The sequence below is a fragment of the Paenibacillus cellulosilyticus genome (assembly GCF_003182255.1).
Taxonomy (GTDB): domain Bacteria; phylum Bacillota; class Bacilli; order Paenibacillales; family Paenibacillaceae; genus Paenibacillus_T; species Paenibacillus_T cellulosilyticus.
This window is the reverse complement of record NZ_QGTQ01000003.1, coordinates 249,874-269,438: the sequence shown is the minus strand read 5'-3', so window position 1 is coordinate 269,438 and position 19,565 is coordinate 249,874. Positions and strand designations below refer to the sequence as shown.

Sequence of the window (19,565 nt, the reverse complement as noted above, 5' to 3'; positions counted from 1 at the left end):
GTTACCACCGTTGTGCGAATGTATATAGAACGAATTTGTTTCGTAAACATTGCCTAATGGCTCAAAAAAAAAGACTATATGATGGAGAGAAGTCCCGTTATAATAACGGGACTTACGAACCTTACGTATGAGATTGTATGTAATTTACTACTTCTCCCACAGTGGTGATCTTTTCTGCGTCTTCATCAGAAATCTCCAAGTCAAACTCGTCTTCCAGCTCCATAACCAGCTCAACTACGTCGAGCGAGTCTGCGCCGAGGTCATCCTTGAAGCTCGCTTCTAGCGTAACTTCTGATTCTTCAGCGCCGAGGCGGTCAACGACGATGCGTTTAACGCGATCCAGTACTTCGGACATTCCGGTTCACCTCCTCCTTGGTATTATACGAGAATTGCGGACAAAATGCCAGCGTAACCGTTTCATTTGTACCCTTAATGAAAGGTTTACAAATGTTACATGTACATGCCACCATCAATATGAATGGTTTGGCCAGTCATGTAGGACGCAGCATCGGATGCCAAGAAACGAACAGCTTGTGCGATATCGTCCGGCTGGCCCATGCGAGCCAGCGGAATTTGTCCGGTATGATGCGCTTTCGCTTCATCGGACAATTTATCCGTCATTTCCGTCTCGATAAAGCCTGGTGCGATGCAGTTCACGGTAATGCCACGGGACGCAAGCTCACGCGCCGCCGACTTCGTCAGGCCGATCACGCCAGCCTTTGCAGCAACATAGTTAGCTTGCCCCGGGTTCCCGAGCGATCCTACAACCGAAGAAATGTTAATGATGCGGCCCGAACGCTGCTTCATCATCTGACGCGTAACGGATTTGATACCATTGAACACGCCTTTGAGATTCGTCTCAATGACTTGATCGAACTCTTCTTCCTTCATGCGCATGATTAAATTATCTCTAGTAATGCCGGCATTATTCACCAAAATATCCAATTTGCCGAACTCTTCAATCGTCTTCTTGACGATCGCTTCGAACTCATCGGACTTGCCTACATTGCCCTGCACGAGAATCGCACGGCGGCCAAGCGCCTCAATGGCACTTGCCGTCTCAGCTGCAGCAGCCTCGCTGCCCGCATAATTGACTGCGACATCCGCGCCAGCTTCTGCGAGTGCAATAGCAATCGCGCGGCCAAGACCACGCGATGCGCCCGTTACGAGCGCTGCTTTACCTTCCAGACCTGCAAACATGAACAGACCTCCTTAAAGTTCTTCTTTGAAACTACTACCTGCAAGTAAATTGCTTGCATCGTAAGCATACGCTTATCCGTTTACCGACCTAAACAATCGGATTGACTGCAGCTTCAAGTGACTGAACACTGTTGATCGAAATAATTTTCACATTGCGGTCGATTTTCTTGATCAAGCCTGCAAGCACAGTGCCGGAGCCGATCTCTACGAACGTATCGACACCAAGCGCAATCAGTTTTTGCACGCTGTCTTCCCACAGCACAGGCGAATATACCTGCTCTATAAGCAATTGACGGATCGCTGCGCTTTCTGTCACAGGCTCGGCCGTTACATTCGCAATGACAGGCACCGATGCATCAGCAAACGTTACCGTCTCAAGCGTGTCAGCAAGCTTCTCTGCTGCTGGCTTCATGAGCGAGGAGTGGAACGGACCACTTACTTCAAGGGAAATAACGCGCTTCGCGCCCGCTTCCTTACCTCGTTCAACAACAGCTTGTACACCTGCAGCCGTGCCGGATACAACGATTTGACCTGGGCAGTTGACGTTAGCCAGCTCCACTGCGCTAACTTCAGCAGATACGGAGCTGCACAGCGCAGCAAGCGCATCACGCTCAGCACCGAGGACTGCTGCCATTGCACCAGTGCCACCTGGAACAGCTTGCTCCATGTATTCGCCGCGGGCACGTACTGTACGTACAGCATCGGAGAACGATAGAACACCTGCTGCAACGAGAGCGCTGTACTCACCGAGGCTGTGGCCTGCAACATAATCTGGCGTAAGACCACGGCCTTTGAGAGCCTCAAGCAGTGCAACACTGACTGTCAGCAATGCAGGCTGTGTGTTCGCCGTCTGCTTCAGTACATCATCTGGTCCGTTAAAAATAATATCCGTCATAGCGAAGCCAAGTGCTTCGTCTGCTTGTTCAAATACGCGGCGCGCGCCTTCGAATGTGTCGAATGCGTCTTTTCCCATGCCGACGGCTTGAGCGCCTTGGCCTGGAAAGACGAATGCCACTTTGGACATGGTTGTCCAGCCCCCTTCATTTAGTTTTCTCAACCCACCCAAACCCTCCCTTCCCGAAGGGAAGGCCCCAAGGGCCGCGGCCCTCTGGACACCCGCAGGACGGGTCTAGCTGGGGTTGGTGCGTGTGCCCGCTTTATGAGCTTGTTGATGCTCGTCCCTGATCGGGACAAACCAACAAGCTCATAAAGCTCCACGCGTACGTGTCTATTTGTGTTCGAGCGTCTGCACACTAGGTTCGGCGCACCTGGGGTGACTTCCTGCTGTGAGCCGCTTGTCGTCCCTGCCGGGACACGCTCTACAATTGGCGCTCCTGCCTGTGGAGGCGCGATGGCCTAAACGGCCGCGCCAGCATTTAAGTGCGGGCATTCGGGTCCCTGCGGGACCAACCGAATGCAAGAGCAAACCGAATGCAAGAGCAAACCGAATGCAAGAGCAAACCGAATGCAAGAGCAAACCAAATGCGAAAAGATTATGTAGGTCCCTTCGGGACCAGTGATTGAGGCAAATGGATCACTGTGTGATCAACATTTGCGTAAGACTAAGACAGAAAGTCTTAAGAGATAGAGCGATAACAGAAAAATAAAGACAAAATCTAAAAGCCAAACCTTAAACCAAACCGAGAACTAATTATCTTACCAGTTCAGCACCGATGCGCCCCATGTTAGGCCGCCGCCGAAGCCGACGAGGACGATTGTGTCGCCTTTGTTGACTCGGCCTTGTTCGACTGCTTCGGCCAGTGCGACTGGGATCGATGCAGCGGACATGTTGCCGTATTTATCAAGGTTGATCATGCACTTGTCTTCTGGCAGATCAAGCCGGTTGATAGCCGAGTTGATGATGCGAATGTTCGCTTGGTGCGGAACGAGAAGGTCGATATCGCTTTTCTCGAGGCCCGCTTTGCGGAGTGCCTCTTCGGCTGCACTGCCCATGATGCGAACAGCGAATTTGAATACGTCGTTGCCCGCCATATGGATGAAATGCTTTTTCTCGTCAATCGATGCTGCCGTTGCCGGCAGTCGGGAACCGCCGCCGCTAATGCAGAGCAGCTCGCCGCCGCTTCCGTCCGCGCCAAGCTCGAACGATTTGAAGCCGCGTCCTTCTTCGACTGGACCAAGCACTACTGCGCCGGCGCCATCGCCGAACAGGATGCAAGTGTTGCGATCCGTATAGTCCGTGATGCGCGACAAGCACTCCGCACCAACGACAAGCGCATGTTTGTACATACCCGTTGCAATCATGCTCGAAGCAGTTGCCAAGCTGTAAATAAATCCAGAGCAAGCTGCCGACAGATCAAAAGCCGCGGCTTTCTTCGCGCCGAGCTTATCTTGCAGCAAACATGCCGTCGATGGGAAGAACATATCTGGCGTAATCGTAGCAACAATAATAAGATCAATATCTTCAGCAGTCAGCCCTGCCGAACGAAGTGCTTCCTTCGATGCTTGCAGCGCTAAGTCCGAAGTTGCCTGATCTGGCGCAGCCAGACGACGTTCGCGAATACCGGTACGCGTGACGATCCATTCGTCATTCGTTTCGACCATTTGTTCGAGTTCAGCATTCGTCAATACGCGCTCCGGCACGTATTTGCCTGTTCCGATTATACCGACCGATTGCGTATTCAACATGATAGTCCTCTCACTTCCCACTAATTTCTTTAGCCATGCATGCCGTAACGTCACTGATGAGCGCACTGCGCGTTTGACGGATTGCATTCTTAACCGCTCTGGCATCAGAAGAGCCATGAGCTTTCACTACTAAGCCATTAACGCCAAGCAGCAGCGCGCCGCCATGTTCTTTGTAGTCCATCTTTTTACCGAGCGAACGCAAGCCTGGCATCATAATTGCCGCGGCTAGTTTCGTGAGTATGGAGCGCTTGAACTCGGTCTTGAGCGTACCCATGATCGTGCTCGCCGTACCTTCCATCGCTTTAAGCATAATGTTCCCTGCGAAGCCGTCGCATACTAGAACATCGCAATTACGCTGCAGAACATCGCGTGCTTCTACATTGCCGATAAAATTAAGCGGCGACGCTTCCAGCAGATCGTAAGCCGCCTTCGTCAGTTCGTTGCCTTTGCGTTCTTCCGTACCGACATTAAGCAGGCCAATACGAGGCTCCTTGAGACCATCTACCTGCTTCCGGTAGATGCTGCCGATCGTTGCATACTGCAATAGCTGCTCCGGCTTTGCATCCATGTTCGCGCCAAGATCCATCGCCAAGACGCCGATATTATCCATTGTTGGCATGAGCTGTGCAAGTGCAGGACGCTCAATGCCCTCCATACGGCCAACGACGAGCAAGCCTGTCGTCATGAGCGCGCCGGTATTGCCGGCAGAGATCATAGCATCCGCTTGACCTTCACGCACGAGCTGACCTGCAATAACCATGGACGATTGCTTTTTGCGGCGAACAGCCTTTACAGGCTCTTCATCAGGCCCAATCACTTCATCCGCATGTTCAATTGTCACGTTGGACGGCTTCGTTCCCTGAATACAAGCTTGAATGGCTGCCGTGTCTCCTACGAGCACAAGCTGAATATCCGGCCATTCGGCTGCAGCATCCAGTGCACCCTGGACGATTAATCCTGGTGCGTGGTCTCCGCCCATCGCATCAATGACGATCCGCACGTTCTATTCCTCCCTCATCGATGTGCTCTCCCGCGGACCGATAGATGACAAAGTTTCCTTGAAACACCATCTCTTCTCCAACGTATGTGAACACTTCTACCTTTGCTTTGCTTTTCTCCCCGGAGATAGACCGTACATAAGCTTTCGCTATACATTTCTCGCCAAGCTTGACCGATCGAATAAACCGAATATCAGCCGTTGCTGTAAGCGCGATTTCATCATCAATAACAGCGACTGCCAGCGAGTTGGCTTGTGCGAACACATGGTGCCCCCTCGCAATTCCTGTCCGGGAAAAGACGTGCTCATGCATGATTTCAAACATCGAAATACCGCTTCGATCAAGCTGCAGATCGACGATATCACCGATGACTTCATGCAGCGGCAGCGAGCGGACCGAATCATAGGATCGCTCAGCCATCAGCTTCAGCCTCTCCCTCAGCTCTGGAATAGCAAGCTCTAGCCGGTCAAGCCTGATTGTCTGGATGCTGACCTTCAGCAGTCGTGTCAACTCACGATCTGTAATGAACGGATTCTCTTCGATCAGCTTGGATAGCTGTTGATGCCGCTGACGTTTAGGCAAACGTTCGATGGCTGGCACCTCCTTTACTTTGTAATCGTGCATGATACTTTATTTATTATTCGCGAAAATCGCAAAAATGAAGTCAGCTATTATAACCTGGTACTAAATCAGTATATGAGAAATCCCCTATCGAGGCAACTCCAAGGTGTACGACCGCGTTTAAAGGTAGGTTTTATCGCCAATAAGAATTTGTTTTTCCTAAAATACCTCGGAGACCTATAAATTCTTATCTGGTGAGAAATCCCCTATCGAGGCAACTCCAAGGTTGGCGTCCGCGCCTAGAGGTAGGTTTTATCGCCAATAAGAAAATGTTCTTATGTAGTAAAAAAAGACGGCGCTAGCAGCACCGATTCAGTTCTTGTGCAGAACCGATCGATTTTGCGCGCGCCGTCCGATCATCTACAGCATCAATCGCAGATCTCACTCGCTTTTGAAAAAAATAGCACTTCATCGCGAGATGAAGCACTACGAGTGGGAAACCGGCTTATTGCGAAATGATCTCTTTCGTTTTGTAATACCCGCACACTTTGCATACGTGGTGAGCAAGTTTCAATTCTCCACATTGCTCGCATTTCACCATACCTGGCACCGCCAGTTTAAAGTGCGTACGACGTTTGTCGCGGCGAGTTTTGGAAGTTCTTCGTTGTGGTACTGCCATGTTTCCCACCTCCTTCACAGAATTACAAGCCGCTCGGGGCGGCTAGTTATTTGTTGTTGTCGTCAATGAACAAATCTTTAAGAGCAGCGAGCCGCGGGTCAATCGATCCACGGTGACAGCCGCATTCATGTTCATTCAAGTTTTGCCCGCATTCAGAGCATAGTCCCTTGCAATCACTGCTGCACATCGGCACGAAGGGCAGCTCAAGCAGCCACAAATCTTCAACGTACGGCTTCAGGTCGATGGCATCACCGATCACTTCAATCGTATCATCATCCGATTCTTCATCTTCGGGCGACAGCTCAGCGACTTGTTTGAACTGTTCATGGAACGGCACGTCCACCTTAACAGCGGCCGGGTTCAAACAACGGGAACAAGCCATCTCAAGCTCGGAAGTCAAATGTCCTTCAACGTGAATCAAGCCTTCTTCTGCTGAAACGTTAAGCTCGACCTGTATCGGACTTGCCGACAACACATCTCTGCGACCCTTCAACAGCGAATCAACCTGAACCGTCTCGCGGATAATAGGAAGCTTCCCTTTGTTCAATACTTCTTGAATACGAAATTGCATGAGATCACCCCAAACAAACAAAGATTATTATATCGACTCGACAATGGTTTTGTCAACATTTTCAGCGCATGATATGATGGTACTAACCAAGGCAAAATAGTTGCCACTGTCTTAATGGCGGCGAAATACGTTTCATGCCAGAGAAAGACAAGAGTAAGTATGAGAGTAACACATACCTACTTGGATTTAAATGATAAGCAACCGAAATGGAGGAACTCCATGCGCACGGTCGGAATTGTAGTCGAGTACAATCCTTTTCATAATGGACATTACTATCATGTACAGCAATCTCGAAAAATAACGGGCGCAGATGCCGTCGTCGCCGTCATGAGCGGACATTTCCTTCAACGCGGTGAACCCGCGCTGCTGGACAAATGGACACGCGCTGAGATGGCGCTGCGCGGCGGCTGCGATCTCGTGTTGGAGCTGCCGGCAGCCTATTCGACACAGTCAGCGGAATGGTTCGCTCGCGGCGCGGTTGCGACGCTTGATGCAACAGGCGTTGTCGATGCGCTCTGCTTCGGCAGCGAATCGGGCGACATCCGTTCGTTCCGCGCCGCGGCGCAGCTCCTGCGTGAGGAGCCTGCCTCATTCAAACAAGCGCTGAATGACCGGCTGGCAGAAGGCGTCCCTTATCCTGCTGCTTACGAATACGCATTGTCCGCTCATGCCGCAGAGCAAGGCATTCCTCCGCTTGCTGTAGCACAGCCCAACAATTCGTTAGGACTGCATTATACACTCGCAATAGAGCGAATTGGAAGTGCCATTAATCCCTATACGATTCGGCGCGAGAAGTCCGGCTACAATGACCAGACTCCGTCAGATGAATCGATCGCAAGCGCAACGGCCATCCGCAAGCTGCTGCTTGAAGCAGGCGATCTGGATGCCGCTCGTCCATTCGTACCGCAGACGACGCTGACGCTAATGAAGCGCGACCGGGATATGGGCCGCATCGCGGCGGATTGGCGTCTATTCGAGAAGCAGCTGCTTCATTCCATTATGACGCGATCCATTGAAGAGCTCGGCGAGATCCATGAAATGACAGAGGGTTTAGAGCATCGCTTGCTCCATACCGTGCGCCAGTTGAGTGAAGTTCGATTCGAATCACTGCTGGAGCAGCTTAAAACGAAACGCTATACTCGCACCAAGCTGCAGCGCGCGCTGCTTGCCGTTCTACTCAATCATAAGAAGAGCGACTTCGCATCAAATAAGCTTGCCGAAGGACCTGGTTACATACGAGTGCTTGGTTTTACCCCAACAGGACAAGCATTGCTGAAGAAGATGCGTACGTCCTCCCGCTGGCCGGTCTTAATGAGCGCTGCGGGAGCTCTGGATCAACTGCCTTATCTTGCCCTTGATATCCGAGCGACGGCAGTGTATGCACTGGGACGCGGGGCCAACGCTTCCTCACGCGATCTGCTGCGCGATTATTATGAGCAGCCCATTCGCATTGGCATGGATGCAACTGCTGCAGCTGAATAGCGTCATAACAACACGATTATAGCCATGACAACCTAACCGGTTGTCATGGCTATTTGCGTAGAACGAACAGATCCAAGGTCTATCATTCGTCTTGAGCACGTACAATGTACGGATTGCCCGTCCTCTTACGTAGGAACCGATAGTAACCGTACTTCGTACTTAATGAAAGGAGACTGCACATGCGCCGCACAATTGTGCTTGCGATCGTCTCCATCCTGCTCGTAGCAGCTGTCATTCGGCAGCCCGATGCGACCTTCCAAGCATCGCTGCAAGGATTGACGCTGTGGTGGACGATTGTATTCCCTGGCTTAATGCCATTCTTGGTACTGTTCGAGCTCATGGTTGCATTTGGCGTTACGACGCTCGCTGGTCACCTAATGGAGCCGCTGACAAGAAGGCTGCTGCGTCTGCCAGGTTCGGCAGGACTTGCGATTGCTGCAGGCTGGTCCGGCGGTTACGCGGCCGGATCGGAAGCGACGGCACTGCTGCGCCGTAACGGGGATGTAACCCGTTCAGAAGGCCAGCGCCTTCTGGCACTAGCGCATATGCCGAATCCGCTGTTCATCATCATCGTAGTCGGCGTGGGATTTATGAAGCAGCCAGCCTATGGCTTCTTAGCTCTCATTGCGATTTGGACGAGCAGCATGATTCCCGCCATTGCCGGCGGAATCAAACAAAGGCTGTCTCCCGGTCGCAGCAGGGAGACAGCGCTCAGCTCAGGCGAGAAACCGAACAGCGATCAGCGTAATCTGCTAACAAAAGCGACAACTGCGATGCAGGAAGCGCATAACCGCGATGGACGTTCGTTCGGCCAAGCGCTGGGCGATGCTACGATCAGCGCAGTTCAAAAGCTGCTTGCAGCGGGCGGCATCATCATCATATGTGCCGTCCTTGTCCGGCTGCTCGAGCCACTGTGGGATGCGGCGAGCCTGCTGCTTCATCTGCCGCATTGGGTGTTAGCAGCTCTATTAGAAAGCCATCTTGGCGCATACTCGGTGTCCAGTTCGTTCGGCGGCTCTATCAGTGCCGCTATTCCCGTAGCGGCGACTGCCGCAGCACTGTCTTGGAGCGGACTTGGCGCAATCGCGCAGACGAGCGCAGCCATACAAGGCACTGACCTTCGGCTGCTGCCTTTTATTGCAGCGCGAGCCGTTCATGCCCTTCTTGCTGCCGCGCTCGTGTTCCTGCTATGGCGGCCATTCACTTCACTCATCAAGCAGCATGCAGGCGCGCTGTCCGCTGCGCATTTTGACAATACGAGCCTTCTACCCGATAACGCGGATCGATGGATCAACGACGTTCTTATTCATACATCCGATCTATCGACGCTCTGGCATTACATCCCGGCTGCCTTACTGGCGTTCGCAATAGTAGTATTGTTAGCCGCCGTATTGTCGCTGCCATTACGAATTAAGCTCAAGCGTTAATGGGATCGCTGCAACTATTAATTAACCAAGCTGAGACAACACTTTCTCTTCGAGCTTCGTTCTCACATATGACGGAACGAGCTCCGACACATCACCTTGGAACCGAGCAATCTCTTTGACAATGCTAGAGCTCAAGTACGAGTACTTCGGGTTCGTCATCATGAAAATCGTCTCAATGCTCGGTTCGAGCAAATGGTTCGTAGAAGCCATCTGCAGCTCATATTCGAAATCCGATACAGAGCGGATGCCACGCACAATGGTACCGGCTCCCTTCGATTTCATAAACCGAACGAGCAGGTCGCGGAAGCTATCAATTTGTACATTCGGAAACTCTCGCGTTACTTCTTGCAGGAGCGCCTTCCGCTCATCGACAGAGAACATCGGACTTTTGCTCGTATTGTTCAGCACCGCCACGATCAGCGTATCGTACTGCTTCGATGCTCGCGCGATGATGTCCAGATGGCCGTAGGTAACCGGATCGAAGCTTCCCGGATAAACGGCGATACGATTGTTTGGCTCTAGCTGACTGTTATTCATCTGCGTTTCCTCCATCCTCGGATGCGTCATTGACTTGCTGCTCAGGCTGATAATCATAAATGGTCACAGCCGTCTCGCCGTACTTCGCATATTTTCGTTGGATGAATCCTCCGAACTGTTCGGGATACAGGTGCGAAGAATCGTGTTCAACGACGATGATGGCATCTGGTTCCACCAAGTTATGCGCGGCGATGCTGAGCAGCATTTCGTCCATGTTCGTCATCTTGTATGGCGGGTCTAGAAATATGTATCGGAACTGCTCTCCCCGCTTCGCCATCGCCTTCACTGCGCGATCAGCATCGTTGCGGTAAATCTCGCTGCGGTCCGCTAGGTTCGCTGCATTTACATTTTGCCGAATCACATCAATGCTTATTTTCTCACGATCGATGAAAATCGCCTTGTCCGCGCCTCTGCTAAGCACCTCAATGCCTAGTCCTCCTGTGCCTGCGAACAGATCAAGCGCGAGCCCTCCGTCAAAATAAGGACCGATCATGCTGAAGATCGCTTCCTTGACCTTATCCGTTGTTGGTCGCGTATTCATGCCTGGCACCGCTTTGAGCGGACGCCCTTTGGCTGTTCCTGCAATCACTCTCACGTTGTTGCCCCCTAACAAACAAAACACTCTCTATCAATATCGGCTATATCGTACCACATTTGATTGTTTGTAATAAAGCGCTTGAAGGCTTCAGCCTCCGCTTGAGCAGCATAACGCTTTTGATTCCGGAAAAATCCAAACGTATGTATAGGGTGATATCTTAGGTTTGAACAAAGCAACAGCCGCTCGAATGGGATTCGAACGGCTGTTTATTTGCATTTTTTATCGCTACATACGTTCTGAAACGACCTTGCCTTGCATGAATTGGATCAAATAATCAGGGCCGCCTGCTTTTGAATCCGTGCCGGACAGGTTGAAGCCTCCAAACGGATGAACGCCGACCAAAGCACCGGTACATTTCCGATTGAAATAAAGATTGCCGACGTGGAACAAATCTCTAGCAAGCTCAAGCCGCTCTCTTCGATTCGAATAGACCGAACCAGTCAAGCCGTATGGCGTGTCATTCGCAATGGCAAGCGCGTGGCCGAAATCGTCAGCCCGGATACACGCAAGCACCGGACCGAATATTTCGTCTTGTGCAAGAGTAGCCTGCGAGTCAACATCGGCAATAATCGTCGGCTCTACAAAATAACCTGCACCATCATCCATCCCCCCGCCTATCAGCAGTCGCCCTTGCTGCTTCCCTGCGGTTACGTATTGGCGAATCTTATTATAAGCCGCACGGTCGATAACAGGCCCGACGTCGGTGCCGTACAGCGCAGGATCGCCGATCGTCAGACGCCTCGTTAGGGCCGTAACGCGCTCCGTCACTTCGTCGTACACATCCGCATGTATGATCGCACGTGAGCAAGCTGAACATTTTTGCCCCGCATAGCCAAATGCCGACTGCACGATCCCTTGCGAAGCAGCAACCAAGTCTGCATCTCGGTCGACGACAATTGCATCCTTCCCGCCGAGCTCCGCGATAACGCGCTTGATCCACCGTTGTCCCGGTTGCAGCCGAGCAGCCCGTTCAACGATTCGTAGTCCGACCTCCATCGAACCCGTGAAGCTAACGAATCGTGTCAGCGGATGATCGATCAGCGAATCGCCGATTTCCCCGCCCGAGCCCGGAACGAACTGGATGACATCCTCGGGCAGGCCCGCTTCATGCATGAGCCGAACGAACCGTGCAGCGATCACTGGCGTCGCCGAAGCCGGCTTGAGTACAACGGTGTTCCCAGCGACAACAGCAGATGCGGTCATGCCTGCCATAATCGCAAGCGGGAAATTCCACGGCGGGATGACGATGCCGACGCCAAGTGGCACATACGTCCATTCATTATCTTCGCCTGGAATGCGAACAAGCGGCTGAGGGGCACACAGCCGTTCGGCTTCTCTGCCGTAATATTCGAGAAAATCAATCGCTTCTGCTGTATCGACGTCCGCTTCCACCCATGTTTTGCCCGCTTCTGCAACGAGCCACGCCGAGAATTCATGCTTCCTCCGACGCAGCAATGCTGCCGCCTTGTACAGCGTCCGAGCCCTGGCTGCCGGATCTACACGCTTCCAGCGTTCGAACGCAGCCGCTGCAATATCAACCGCTTCGGCAGCACGCTTCCGATCCGCCTGTGCAACAATCCCCAGCGTCTCTCCGTGTCTTGCCGGATTGATCGATTGCTTCATGCTTTCAGGTATAATCTCGCGTCCACCGATCAGCAGCGGGTACAGCTGGCCGTAGCTTCTTTTGATATCATCGAGCGCTGACTCAAGCAGACGGCGGTTGTCTGCCAGGCTGAAATCCGTCATCGGCTCATTGCTAAATGGACCCATCATCAAAAGCCGCCTCCCATTTGTCGTAAGTTGCCGCCTGTACATATGGAATGACGGCACCAGTTCCTGTCTATATATAAGCATCCACATCTAAAAACATGACAGCTTGCTTACGGAACGGGGACGATCACATAAACAATAACGGAGGGAAAGGAGCAGGCGAGAATGGAAATCGGCATTCGACTGTTTCGCTCGGTCATCCTTGGGCTAGCCGGCAATCCAGCAGCGGCAGCCCTCTCGCGCAAGTATGGGATGAAGCTCGGCGCAGGGCGCTTCGTCGCCGGACAGACACGGGATGAGGCACTGAACCGTGCACAAGAACTGAACGCCCAAAAGCTGGTCGTGACGATGGATCATCTTGGTGAAGGCGTGCGAACCGATACCGAGGCGGATGGCTATCGGACGGAATACTGCGCGCTCATCACGGCGATGAAGGAACGCGGCATTAAGGGCAACGTTTCACTGAAACCGACCCAGATGGGGCTCGCTCTGCACGAAGAACGGACGTACGCACGAATTCGATCGATTGCACAGACTGCGGCGGGCTGTGGGATGTTCGTCCGCTTGGACATGGAGGACAGTCCGTATACGGATCGAACGCTGCGCATCGTAGCGAAGCTGCGTGCCGAGGGTCTGACGAACGTAGGACCGGTCATCCAGGCGTACCTTAGACGCAGTGATCATGACCTGAAGTCTCTCACCTCCACTCGCACCAATGTCCGATTAGTGAAAGGCGCATACAAAGAGCCTGCACGTATCGCGTATCCGAAACGGCAGGACGTTGATTCCAATTTCAAACGTCTCATCCGTTCGCGGCTCGACAGCGGCGTCTATACGGCTATCGCTACCCATGACGAGAAGATTATCGATTGGGTCAAAGCATACGTGAAACGGCGCTGCATTCCGAATACCGCGTTCGAGTTTCAAATGTTATACGGCATTCGAACGCCGCTCCAGCTGTCGCTTGCCGAGCAAGGCTATACGGTTCGCAGCTACGTTCCTTACGGGACGATGTGGTATCCCTATTTTGTCCGGCGGCTGGCCGAACGTCCTGCCAATGTCGGGTTCGTCGTTCGAAGCTTGCTGAAACGTCGTTAACGCGAATAGGTGTTTGACCAAAGGAGGTGCACATCGATGACTCGTACTTCACCAGGTACATTGCGGCCCATCGCCATTATCCCTGCCCCATTCGACTGGGGTGCGAGCCGCCGCGGCGCCTCACAAGGACCACAGGCTATTCTACTGTCTGGACTGGAACGCAAGCTGCAGCAGCTTGGACTGCAATACGTCGTGGAATCACCTGACTATCTCCCCGATGTGTCGTTGGATCATCGAAATGAGCCTCATCTGCGCCATTGGGGCAAAATAACTGCGATCAATGAAGCGATCGCTCAGAAAACGGCGCAAGCCGCTGCGGCTGGGCAATTTCCTCTGCTGCTCGGCGGCGATCACAGCATTGCGATCGGGTCGGTCGCAGGCGCTGCGAAGAGCCGCCGACGACTCGGCGTGCTCTGGATCGATGCGCATGGCGATCTGAACACACCGAGCACGACACCGTCCGGTAACATACACGGCATGTCGCTCGCCTGCTCGCTCGGCCATGGCGACAGCCGATTAACGTCCATCGGCGGCAGCTATCCGAAGGTGCAAGCCGATCGTACGGTGCTCGTCGGTGCTCGCGAGCTGGACGAAGGCGAAAGGCAGCTTATTCGCTCCGAAGGCATCCTCTGCTTCACGATGCACGATATCGATAGACGCGGCATGGCCGCGGTCATGGACGAAGCGATCGCTATCGTGTCGGACGGCACGGACGGCGTCCACCTCAGCTTCGATATCGACTCCGTCGATCCAGGCGAAGCTCCGGGCACCGGAACGAAGGTGCGCGGCGGGTTGATGTATCGGGAGACGCATCTGGCGATGGAGATGCTGGCGGAGTCCGGCATCGTCACCTCCGCCGATGTCGTCGAGGTGAACCCTCAGCTCGATAACGGCCATCGCACCGCGCGGCTTGCCGTCGAGCTGATCGCTTCTTTGTTTGGCGAACGGATTTTATAGCTGGATGGTTGCACACGGGGGCGGTCGAAGGAGTGTCATAAACATTTTTGGAAACAGAGGTATAAATCGGGTAATTCCGGCAATCCTACAATTATCGGCGTCGAGAGATGCCGTAGACAACCGCGGAGAAGACTTACGTTTCCCCATAAGCTCTTCGTCCGGTTTCTCCTCTCCCATGAAAGGACGTCCCGAAAGGGGCGTCCGATTTTTGTTATATAGTTTTATAAAAAACCCCTTATTTAAAGGCTTTTCTTCCACAAAATCATTTCCGTTTTACTTCATTAATATATTATTGTCGACCAATTGTCGACCAAAGCAATAAAGGCAGTGAACACATGTATCTGGGTTCGCTCTATATACCGAGAGATAAAGAAATAAACAACAAGAGGTCGCTTCATGCGAAGCGACCTCTTGTTGTTACCCTGTCCAATTCATAAATCTGGAGACCGATGTCTTCTGTATTATCGGTTTCTCCCATCCTTCGATCACGCGAATCAGACCTGTATGCTGCTCAATGTATCCCAGTTTACTCAACTGCTGCAGCGATATCTCCACCTGCTGTCTAGTCCGTCCGGATAAAAGCTGTAGCCGATCAGTATCAAGTTTCGCCCACTGTTGCCGGTTCAAGTTGAATAATATTCGTAACACCTTCCGGGTAGTATCATCCAACACTTCGTATCAGCTCAACATCGACAATGCTATCTATATTGAATACACGCGGAGCCCTAGCAGTCATGCAATATGCCTTAAGGCGACTTCCCTGTACAGACAGTACTCGAACGTTTCGGATGCTAACCTGACGCTTGCGATCAATATATATCAACTGCACGAGTTTTCCAACGTACTTTTGCATCGTAATCACCTCGCTAAGATGTATGCACTCATTTTACCAGAACATACGTTCCTATATCAAGACAAAAAGCCCCGCTAGCCTTGGCTAACGAGAGGCTTTTCTGATAATCACAAGCGTTTGGTATTATTACCAATCCGGTGTTTAGCGTATCGAGACAACGAAGGTTAACCAGGACAACTCCGATACAGTAAGCGTCCGCTGCTTAACCTTATCTAGCCACGCCGCATCCGTGATCGTCTTATTGCTCAGTAACTTGCTTACGTTCGTCTCCAGCACACCCCATTGGTAATTGCTCAGTGTCATATCTTCTTCCTCCTTTGTATCTGGTGTATTAAACAAAGCCAGCTCAGCAGCTCTCCGACGCGTTAATCCCGCTAGCACTGTTCCGCTGGACTTGTTGTACTCGGGCAGGCTTGCGGCGATCTGCTCGATGGTGCGTCCAAGGCACAACTTTCGAAGGTTGCCCGCGCCGCAGTTGTAGCAGAAGCTGACCAGCGCGTCGAACTGGTTCTGGTTGAGCTGCAAGTTAAGGTCGTTCACAGGATTCTCGTAGCGCACGATGTCGGACAGGAACATCGCGTCGGCCTGCGCCTGTGTGATTGTCATGCCTGCCTTGACGTCAGAGCCGTAATGGCCCCAGCCTATGGTGTAATAGGTTTCGGTAGCTACAGGCTTGTACGCCGTAAGTTGACAGCCTTCGAATGACTTGATTAGGCTAATGCCCGCTTGCGAGATTTTACGACTCATATGTCGTGCCCTCTTTCGAAGTCTCTGGCAATCCCGCCAGGCTCGTTAAATAGCTCATAATCGTGGCGAGCAGGACGGTACCGCCCACTACTCTCCAATCCACACCATTAAATACCGTTGCCGCACCGATAGCACCGATAGCTGTTTGAGCTGCCGTCCTAATGGCGCGAATAGTTGCTGCCTTGATCCAAGTTGTCATTGACTTATCCCCTCTCTTTGTCAATCCGATCAATCCGATAATGTGCTTGCTTGGCTGACTCTTCGACTCGTGTAACGCGCTCGGCGAGAGCGTCGTACCGCTGTCCTTGTACCTTAATCTCGACGCGCATGTCGTCAACACCGCGCTTGATGTAGTCCATATCTGCGCGAAGCAGCGCATCCTTACTTGCATCGGCTGCCGTATCTTGCTTGACTGTCCTTGACTTACTTGTCCATCCCAGGATGACGCCGCTAAATGCGGCCATAGCTGATATAATTATTGCGATGATCTGTGTACTGATACGGTTCGCCCCCTCAACGTAAAGAGGCCGAGCATCTGCCCGACCTCGAATTTACAAACGCTTTGTATTATGACTTCATATCTTGGTTAGTTGGCTTCTCAAGTGAAGATTGCTTAATCTCCATCTCAATAATTGTTTCACTCAGCCACATCTCAATATCCTTCAGGATCTGTAATTGTTTAGGCCCGTGTTGCAAGGAGATCGTTGCAATACATGCTTGGATTTCCTCGACTGGATTTGCTGTGTCCACAACGAGTTCTAGTAGCGCTCTTGCTTTCATTACCCTTCACCTCCCCTCTAAATAGAAAAGCCCCCGATCTGAGTCGATCGAGGGTCTTCTGTATGCACTATTATTCTTGAGCTGCAGCTGCAGCTTCTGCTTCGAGCTCTGCTTTTCTCTCTAGAAGCAAAGCAAGTGATTGTTTGCTAGCTTCTAAAGATTTTTTGTATCCTTCAACATCTGGATACTCGGAAATCAGCTTTTCTAGATATGCAATCGTATCATTATCCGAGTCAATTAATTCATTAATCTGTTTAAGAGTATATCCTCGATACGGATTTAAGCTAGAATTAGAATCGTCCACTGTAACTCCCCCGTCAATAACTGAATCCGTAACATCGCTTGTTTCTACGGCACCAGCGGTTGATTCCGTCAAAATAACTGTTTTTTCAGATAAAGAGACGCTGTACCCCGCACTTTCGAAAGTGTTACGTAATGGCGCATAGCTCTTGCCATTCACTACGATGGCTGTATCGAATTGCTGTCCATTCAAGACAACCTTCATTTCACCCTGAATCTTCTGGCCAACTAGGCTTCGCAAGGATTCTCCATATACACTTGTTGTTATACTGATAAGCACACCTATAATCACGCCAAGCAGTAAGATTGAAATTTTCCTCACGCTATAACCCCCTAATACATGGTAATTTACAATATGTTATCATGCATCAGAACGTATGACCATTCAATTTTTAATAAATCTACGATATTTTATAACTATCCCAGTGCATTAATCTGATCTTGAAGTGATGTTAGTATTGCTTGAAGCCCTGTCACTTTGTTAATTGTTAACCCCGAAACACTAGCATACTGAAAGTTCACCCCCGCGTTAAATTCTGTATAACCTGTAAAGTAGCTAGCGGAGCGGAAGTACCATGTATCCCCTTGATGTGTATACATCCCCAAATTATTCGGACTCCATAACAGAACCCCGCCGCCACTCCTATTGATCTGAAAAGCTTGTGCATTGTCAATCCATAGATCAATCGTCGCAAGACCTGATGTTAGCTGCACATAGTCGCCTGAAGATGCAGTCCTCATGGTTGCACCTTCGATTACCCCGCCGCTTATTTTACCCGTTACATCAATGTTCCCCGAGAACGTTCCACCCGTTGCATTGATCGTTCCTGTAACCGTTGCCTGAGTCGCAATGAGCCTGCCTAACATGTCTACACGGAACGGTGCACTTTCAAAATCCTGATGACCGAGGTGAATCCCCGTCTGGTTCGCCTTGAAGACGTTGTTCCCGCTTCCGATCTCGATCTCGATGAAGTTACCCAGCGTCCCGACAACCTTTTCCGCAACAAGCCCCATCGCCGTCAGCGCCGCCTCTGCTGTATTGCCGCCGTCTTCTGTTACATATAAGCCACCTGATGACATAACAACCTGGTGCAGCGGATTATCCAGACTCTGCAGTACAATCCCGCGTTCGTCATAGATGACCTGAGACTTCGAATTATCGATGTCATATACTGCCTGTGCAGCGAAGTTCTCAAACGAGTTGGTTCGGACCTTGCCGCCGCTCATAATGCTGTCGACGGTCTTTTTGGTACTGTTTAGATCGGCAATGATGTCGTAGTAATCACGCAAATAGAAGTTGGCCAGACTGACATCCGGGTGCTTGTCCTTGTCGAACAAGTAGTCCGTCACTTCCATAACACGCGCGGTGATGTGGTCAATCTCCATCTCTTCATCGATCAAAGTCACCGTATCTCCCAGATAAGCCTCAGGCTCCTCTTCGTCGATTCGGTGCAGTGCGGCGGCGGACACGGATATATCAATAGCCGGTACTTCTTGTTCTCTTAAGGATTTGCGTGTCAGCTGCAGCAGCTCCAGCGGATCTTCAATATCCTGATCGATAATCTCGTTGTCGTAATAGTCATTCGTGTTATTCGCCCAATACTCTGCATATGGCGAAATAAGATAGTTGACGCGGATCTCTCCGTCAACGATCGCACCAGGAACGGCGTTAAGCAGCTCATATTCTTCGTCCGTCAGGTTGCTGGCCGCAAGCCCTATGAAGGTGCGACCGTCCTTCATTTGGGCGAACAGGCGCGTTGTCAGTGCCCGTGAGCTATCTTTAAAGTTATTGCTGATGATGTTTTTCTGGTACCGGTACTGCAGCCCACGATCGGTGCCGATCTGCTTGCGCACATGAATCACGAAGTTATCTGGCTCAATCTCAGCCTCGTACTTGTCCAGGACAAAGTTCAGCGCCTCCAGCGTATTCCCCTGGCCGAAGTCCTTGATGTCCTTAAGGTCGAAGCTGTCATCTAGCGAGAAAGTAAACTTGCCGCCTGTAGCAGCTGATATTGATGTCAGCAGCGTCTCGATACTGACGCCATAGGCTTCTTCGATGTAAGACGCATACGGGAATTTAAAGTCCGTCAGTTTGAACATGACATGCATACAGGTAAACTCCACAAGACGCTTTTTCCCGTCCCGCTTCCGTGCACGGTCATTAACGACGAAGAGCTGCCCTCGGTCATCCATGACATGACCTTTGATGGCTACTTTTTTGTAGTCATCACTGGTCATCGGAAGAACAAAGGACAGCTCATAATCAGAATTGATGCGGCGCCGTCGCTTGACGTCAGATGCATCGGGAAGGACGCCGATCGGTTCTTGGTTTTTGTTTAAAATCGTTAGCATAGTAACCCC

The 19,565-nt window shown here is 51.5% G+C and carries 21 protein-coding genes; 4 read left to right on the top strand and 17 right to left on the bottom strand.

Going from position 1 to position 19,565, the window contains the following annotated elements; all coding sequences use genetic code 11:
• Positions 1–121 precede the first annotated feature (121 nt).
• The 8 genes from DFQ01_RS06375 to DFQ01_RS06340 all read right to left on the bottom strand — a co-directional run bounded on the left by DFQ01_RS06375 (position 122) and on the right by DFQ01_RS06340 (position 6,655).
• A complete protein-coding gene (locus DFQ01_RS06375) occupies positions 122–355 on the bottom strand; it encodes an acyl carrier protein (protein ID WP_110043041.1) in 234 nt (77 codons plus the stop codon).
• A 95-nt stretch (positions 356–450) separates the two neighbouring features.
• The gene (gene fabG, locus DFQ01_RS06370; protein WP_110043040.1) at positions 451–1,200 is read right to left on the bottom strand and encodes a 3-oxoacyl-[acyl-carrier-protein] reductase; all 750 of its coding nucleotides are present in this window, start codon (positions 1,198–1,200) and stop codon (positions 451–453) included.
• Positions 1,201–1,288: 88 nt separating this feature from the next.
• Positions 1,289–2,224 carry an ACP S-malonyltransferase gene (gene fabD / locus DFQ01_RS06365; RefSeq protein WP_110043039.1) on the bottom strand — a complete coding sequence of 312 codons (936 nt, stop codon included), beginning with the start codon at positions 2,222–2,224 and terminating at the stop codon, positions 1,289–1,291.
• Positions 2,225–2,856: 632 nt separating this feature from the next.
• Positions 2,857–3,843 carry a beta-ketoacyl-ACP synthase III gene (locus DFQ01_RS06360; protein WP_110043277.1) on the bottom strand — a complete coding sequence of 329 codons (987 nt, stop codon included), beginning with the start codon at positions 3,841–3,843 and terminating at the stop codon, positions 2,857–2,859.
• A gap of 13 nt (positions 3,844–3,856) precedes the next feature.
• Positions 3,857–4,846 (bottom strand): phosphate acyltransferase PlsX, encoded by a 990-nt coding sequence (plsX, locus tag DFQ01_RS06355; protein ID WP_110043038.1) that lies wholly within the window; start codon positions 4,844–4,846, stop codon positions 3,857–3,859.
• Positions 4,830–5,426, bottom strand: a complete 597-nt coding sequence (fapR, locus tag DFQ01_RS06350; RefSeq protein WP_174812758.1) for a transcription factor FapR — start codon at positions 5,424–5,426, stop codon at positions 4,830–4,832. Before fapR ends, plsX begins: the two co-directional genes overlap by 17 nt.
• A gap of 484 nt (positions 5,427–5,910) precedes the next feature.
• On the bottom strand, positions 5,911–6,084 hold the full coding sequence (gene rpmF / locus DFQ01_RS06345) for a 50S ribosomal protein L32 (RefSeq protein ID WP_006036546.1): 174 nt from the start codon (positions 6,082–6,084) through the stop codon (positions 5,911–5,913).
• 46 nt (positions 6,085–6,130) lie between these two features.
• The gene (locus DFQ01_RS06340) at positions 6,131–6,655 is read right to left on the bottom strand and encodes a YceD family protein (protein ID WP_110043036.1); all 525 of its coding nucleotides are present in this window, start codon (positions 6,653–6,655) and stop codon (positions 6,131–6,133) included.
• A gap of 219 nt (positions 6,656–6,874) precedes the next feature.
• Between DFQ01_RS06340 and DFQ01_RS06335 the strand changes: the two genes are divergently transcribed.
• Together DFQ01_RS06335 and DFQ01_RS06330 are read left to right on the top strand one after the other, a co-directional pair.
• A complete protein-coding gene (locus DFQ01_RS06335; protein ID WP_110043035.1) occupies positions 6,875–8,137 on the top strand; it encodes a nucleotidyltransferase in 1,263 nt (420 codons plus the stop codon).
• A 179-nt stretch (positions 8,138–8,316) separates the two neighbouring features.
• A complete protein-coding gene (locus DFQ01_RS06330; protein ID WP_110043034.1) occupies positions 8,317–9,564 on the top strand; it encodes a nucleoside recognition protein in 1,248 nt (415 codons plus the stop codon).
• A gap of 21 nt (positions 9,565–9,585) precedes the next feature.
• Here the strand turns inward: DFQ01_RS06330 and coaD are convergent, their stop codons facing one another.
• From coaD to pruA, 3 genes are all read right to left on the bottom strand, one after another.
• The gene (gene coaD, locus DFQ01_RS06325) at positions 9,586–10,101 is read right to left on the bottom strand and encodes a pantetheine-phosphate adenylyltransferase (protein WP_110043033.1); all 516 of its coding nucleotides are present in this window, start codon (positions 10,099–10,101) and stop codon (positions 9,586–9,588) included.
• Positions 10,094–10,696: a 16S rRNA (guanine(966)-N(2))-methyltransferase RsmD gene (rsmD, locus tag DFQ01_RS06320; RefSeq protein WP_110043032.1), complete on the bottom strand. Its 603-nt coding sequence runs from the start codon at positions 10,694–10,696 to the stop codon at positions 10,094–10,096. The genes coaD and rsmD overlap by 8 nt, the downstream gene beginning before the upstream one ends.
• A gap of 228 nt (positions 10,697–10,924) precedes the next feature.
• Positions 10,925–12,472: an L-glutamate gamma-semialdehyde dehydrogenase gene (gene pruA / locus DFQ01_RS06315; protein ID WP_110043031.1), complete on the bottom strand. Its 1,548-nt coding sequence runs from the start codon at positions 12,470–12,472 to the stop codon at positions 10,925–10,927.
• Positions 12,473–12,634: 162 nt separating this feature from the next.
• Between pruA and DFQ01_RS06310 the strand changes: the two genes are divergently transcribed.
• Together DFQ01_RS06310 and rocF are read left to right on the top strand one after the other, a co-directional pair.
• Positions 12,635–13,567 carry a proline dehydrogenase family protein gene (locus tag DFQ01_RS06310; protein ID WP_110043030.1) on the top strand — a complete coding sequence of 311 codons (933 nt, stop codon included), beginning with the start codon at positions 12,635–12,637 and terminating at the stop codon, positions 13,565–13,567.
• A gap of 36 nt (positions 13,568–13,603) precedes the next feature.
• Positions 13,604–14,524: an arginase gene (gene rocF, locus DFQ01_RS06305; protein WP_110043029.1), complete on the top strand. Its 921-nt coding sequence runs from the start codon at positions 13,604–13,606 to the stop codon at positions 14,522–14,524.
• Between the two features lie 994 nt (positions 14,525–15,518).
• Here rocF and DFQ01_RS06285 read toward each other — a convergent pair.
• From DFQ01_RS06285 to DFQ01_RS06260, 6 genes are all read right to left on the bottom strand, one after another.
• Complete coding sequence (locus DFQ01_RS06285) at positions 15,519–16,124, bottom strand: lysozyme (protein ID WP_110043025.1); 606 nt, start codon at positions 16,122–16,124, stop codon at positions 15,519–15,521.
• Entirely contained in the window at positions 16,114–16,323 is a 210-nt protein-coding gene (locus DFQ01_RS06280; RefSeq protein WP_110043024.1) for a holin, read from the bottom strand. Before DFQ01_RS06280 ends, DFQ01_RS06285 begins: the two co-directional genes overlap by 11 nt.
• Positions 16,324–16,327: 4 nt before the next feature.
• Positions 16,328–16,588, bottom strand: coding sequence for a hypothetical protein (locus DFQ01_RS06275; protein WP_110043023.1), 261 nt, complete (start codon positions 16,586–16,588; stop codon positions 16,328–16,330).
• A 103-nt stretch (positions 16,589–16,691) separates the two neighbouring features.
• Positions 16,692–16,904 carry a hypothetical protein gene (locus DFQ01_RS06270; protein WP_110043022.1) on the bottom strand — a complete coding sequence of 71 codons (213 nt, stop codon included), beginning with the start codon at positions 16,902–16,904 and terminating at the stop codon, positions 16,692–16,694.
• Between the two features lie 70 nt (positions 16,905–16,974).
• On the bottom strand, positions 16,975–17,526 hold the full coding sequence (locus tag DFQ01_RS06265) for a hypothetical protein (RefSeq protein ID WP_110043021.1): 552 nt from the start codon (positions 17,524–17,526) through the stop codon (positions 16,975–16,977).
• Between the two features lie 95 nt (positions 17,527–17,621).
• Complete coding sequence (locus DFQ01_RS06260) at positions 17,622–19,556, bottom strand: phage tail protein (protein WP_110043020.1); 1,935 nt, start codon at positions 19,554–19,556, stop codon at positions 17,622–17,624.
• Positions 19,557–19,565 lie beyond the last annotated feature (9 nt).

Bases quoted from the DNA above. Each gene is read 5' to 3' on its own strand.
- DFQ01_RS06375 (WP_110043041.1), bottom strand. From the start codon at position 355: ATGTCCGAAGTACTGGATCGCGTTAAACGCATCGTCGTTGACCGCCTC.
- fabG (WP_110043040.1), bottom strand. From the start codon at position 1,200: ATGTTTGCAGGTCTGGAAGGTAAAGCAGCGCTCGTAACGGGCGCATCG.
- fabD (WP_110043039.1), bottom strand. From the start codon at position 2,224: ATGTCCAAAGTGGCATTCGTCTTTCCAGGCCAAGGCGCTCAAGCCGTC.
- rpmF (WP_006036546.1), bottom strand. From the start codon at position 6,084: ATGGCAGTACCACAACGAAGAACTTCCAAAACTCGCCGCGACAAACGT.
- DFQ01_RS06340 (WP_110043036.1), bottom strand. From the start codon at position 6,655: ATGCAATTTCGTATTCAAGAAGTATTGAACAAAGGGAAGCTTCCTATT.
- DFQ01_RS06335 (WP_110043035.1), top strand. From the start codon at position 6,875: ATGCGCACGGTCGGAATTGTAGTCGAGTACAATCCTTTTCATAATGGA.
- DFQ01_RS06330 (WP_110043034.1), top strand. From the start codon at position 8,317: ATGCGCCGCACAATTGTGCTTGCGATCGTCTCCATCCTGCTCGTAGCA.
- coaD (WP_110043033.1), bottom strand. From the start codon at position 10,101: ATGAATAACAGTCAGCTAGAGCCAAACAATCGTATCGCCGTTTATCCG.
- pruA (WP_110043031.1), bottom strand. From the start codon at position 12,472: ATGATGGGTCCATTTAGCAATGAGCCGATGACGGATTTCAGCCTGGCA.
- DFQ01_RS06310 (WP_110043030.1), top strand. From the start codon at position 12,635: ATGGAAATCGGCATTCGACTGTTTCGCTCGGTCATCCTTGGGCTAGCC.
- rocF (WP_110043029.1), top strand. From the start codon at position 13,604: ATGACTCGTACTTCACCAGGTACATTGCGGCCCATCGCCATTATCCCT.
- DFQ01_RS06285 (WP_110043025.1), bottom strand. From the start codon at position 16,124: ATGAGTCGTAAAATCTCGCAAGCGGGCATTAGCCTAATCAAGTCATTC.
- DFQ01_RS06280 (WP_110043024.1), bottom strand. From the start codon at position 16,323: ATGACAACTTGGATCAAGGCAGCAACTATTCGCGCCATTAGGACGGCA.
- DFQ01_RS06275 (WP_110043023.1), bottom strand. From the start codon at position 16,588: ATGGCCGCATTTAGCGGCGTCATCCTGGGATGGACAAGTAAGTCAAGG.
- DFQ01_RS06270 (WP_110043022.1), bottom strand. From the start codon at position 16,904: ATGAAAGCAAGAGCGCTACTAGAACTCGTTGTGGACACAGCAAATCCA.
- DFQ01_RS06260 (WP_110043020.1), bottom strand. From the start codon at position 19,556: ATGCTAACGATTTTAAACAAAAACCAAGAACCGATCGGCGTCCTTCCC.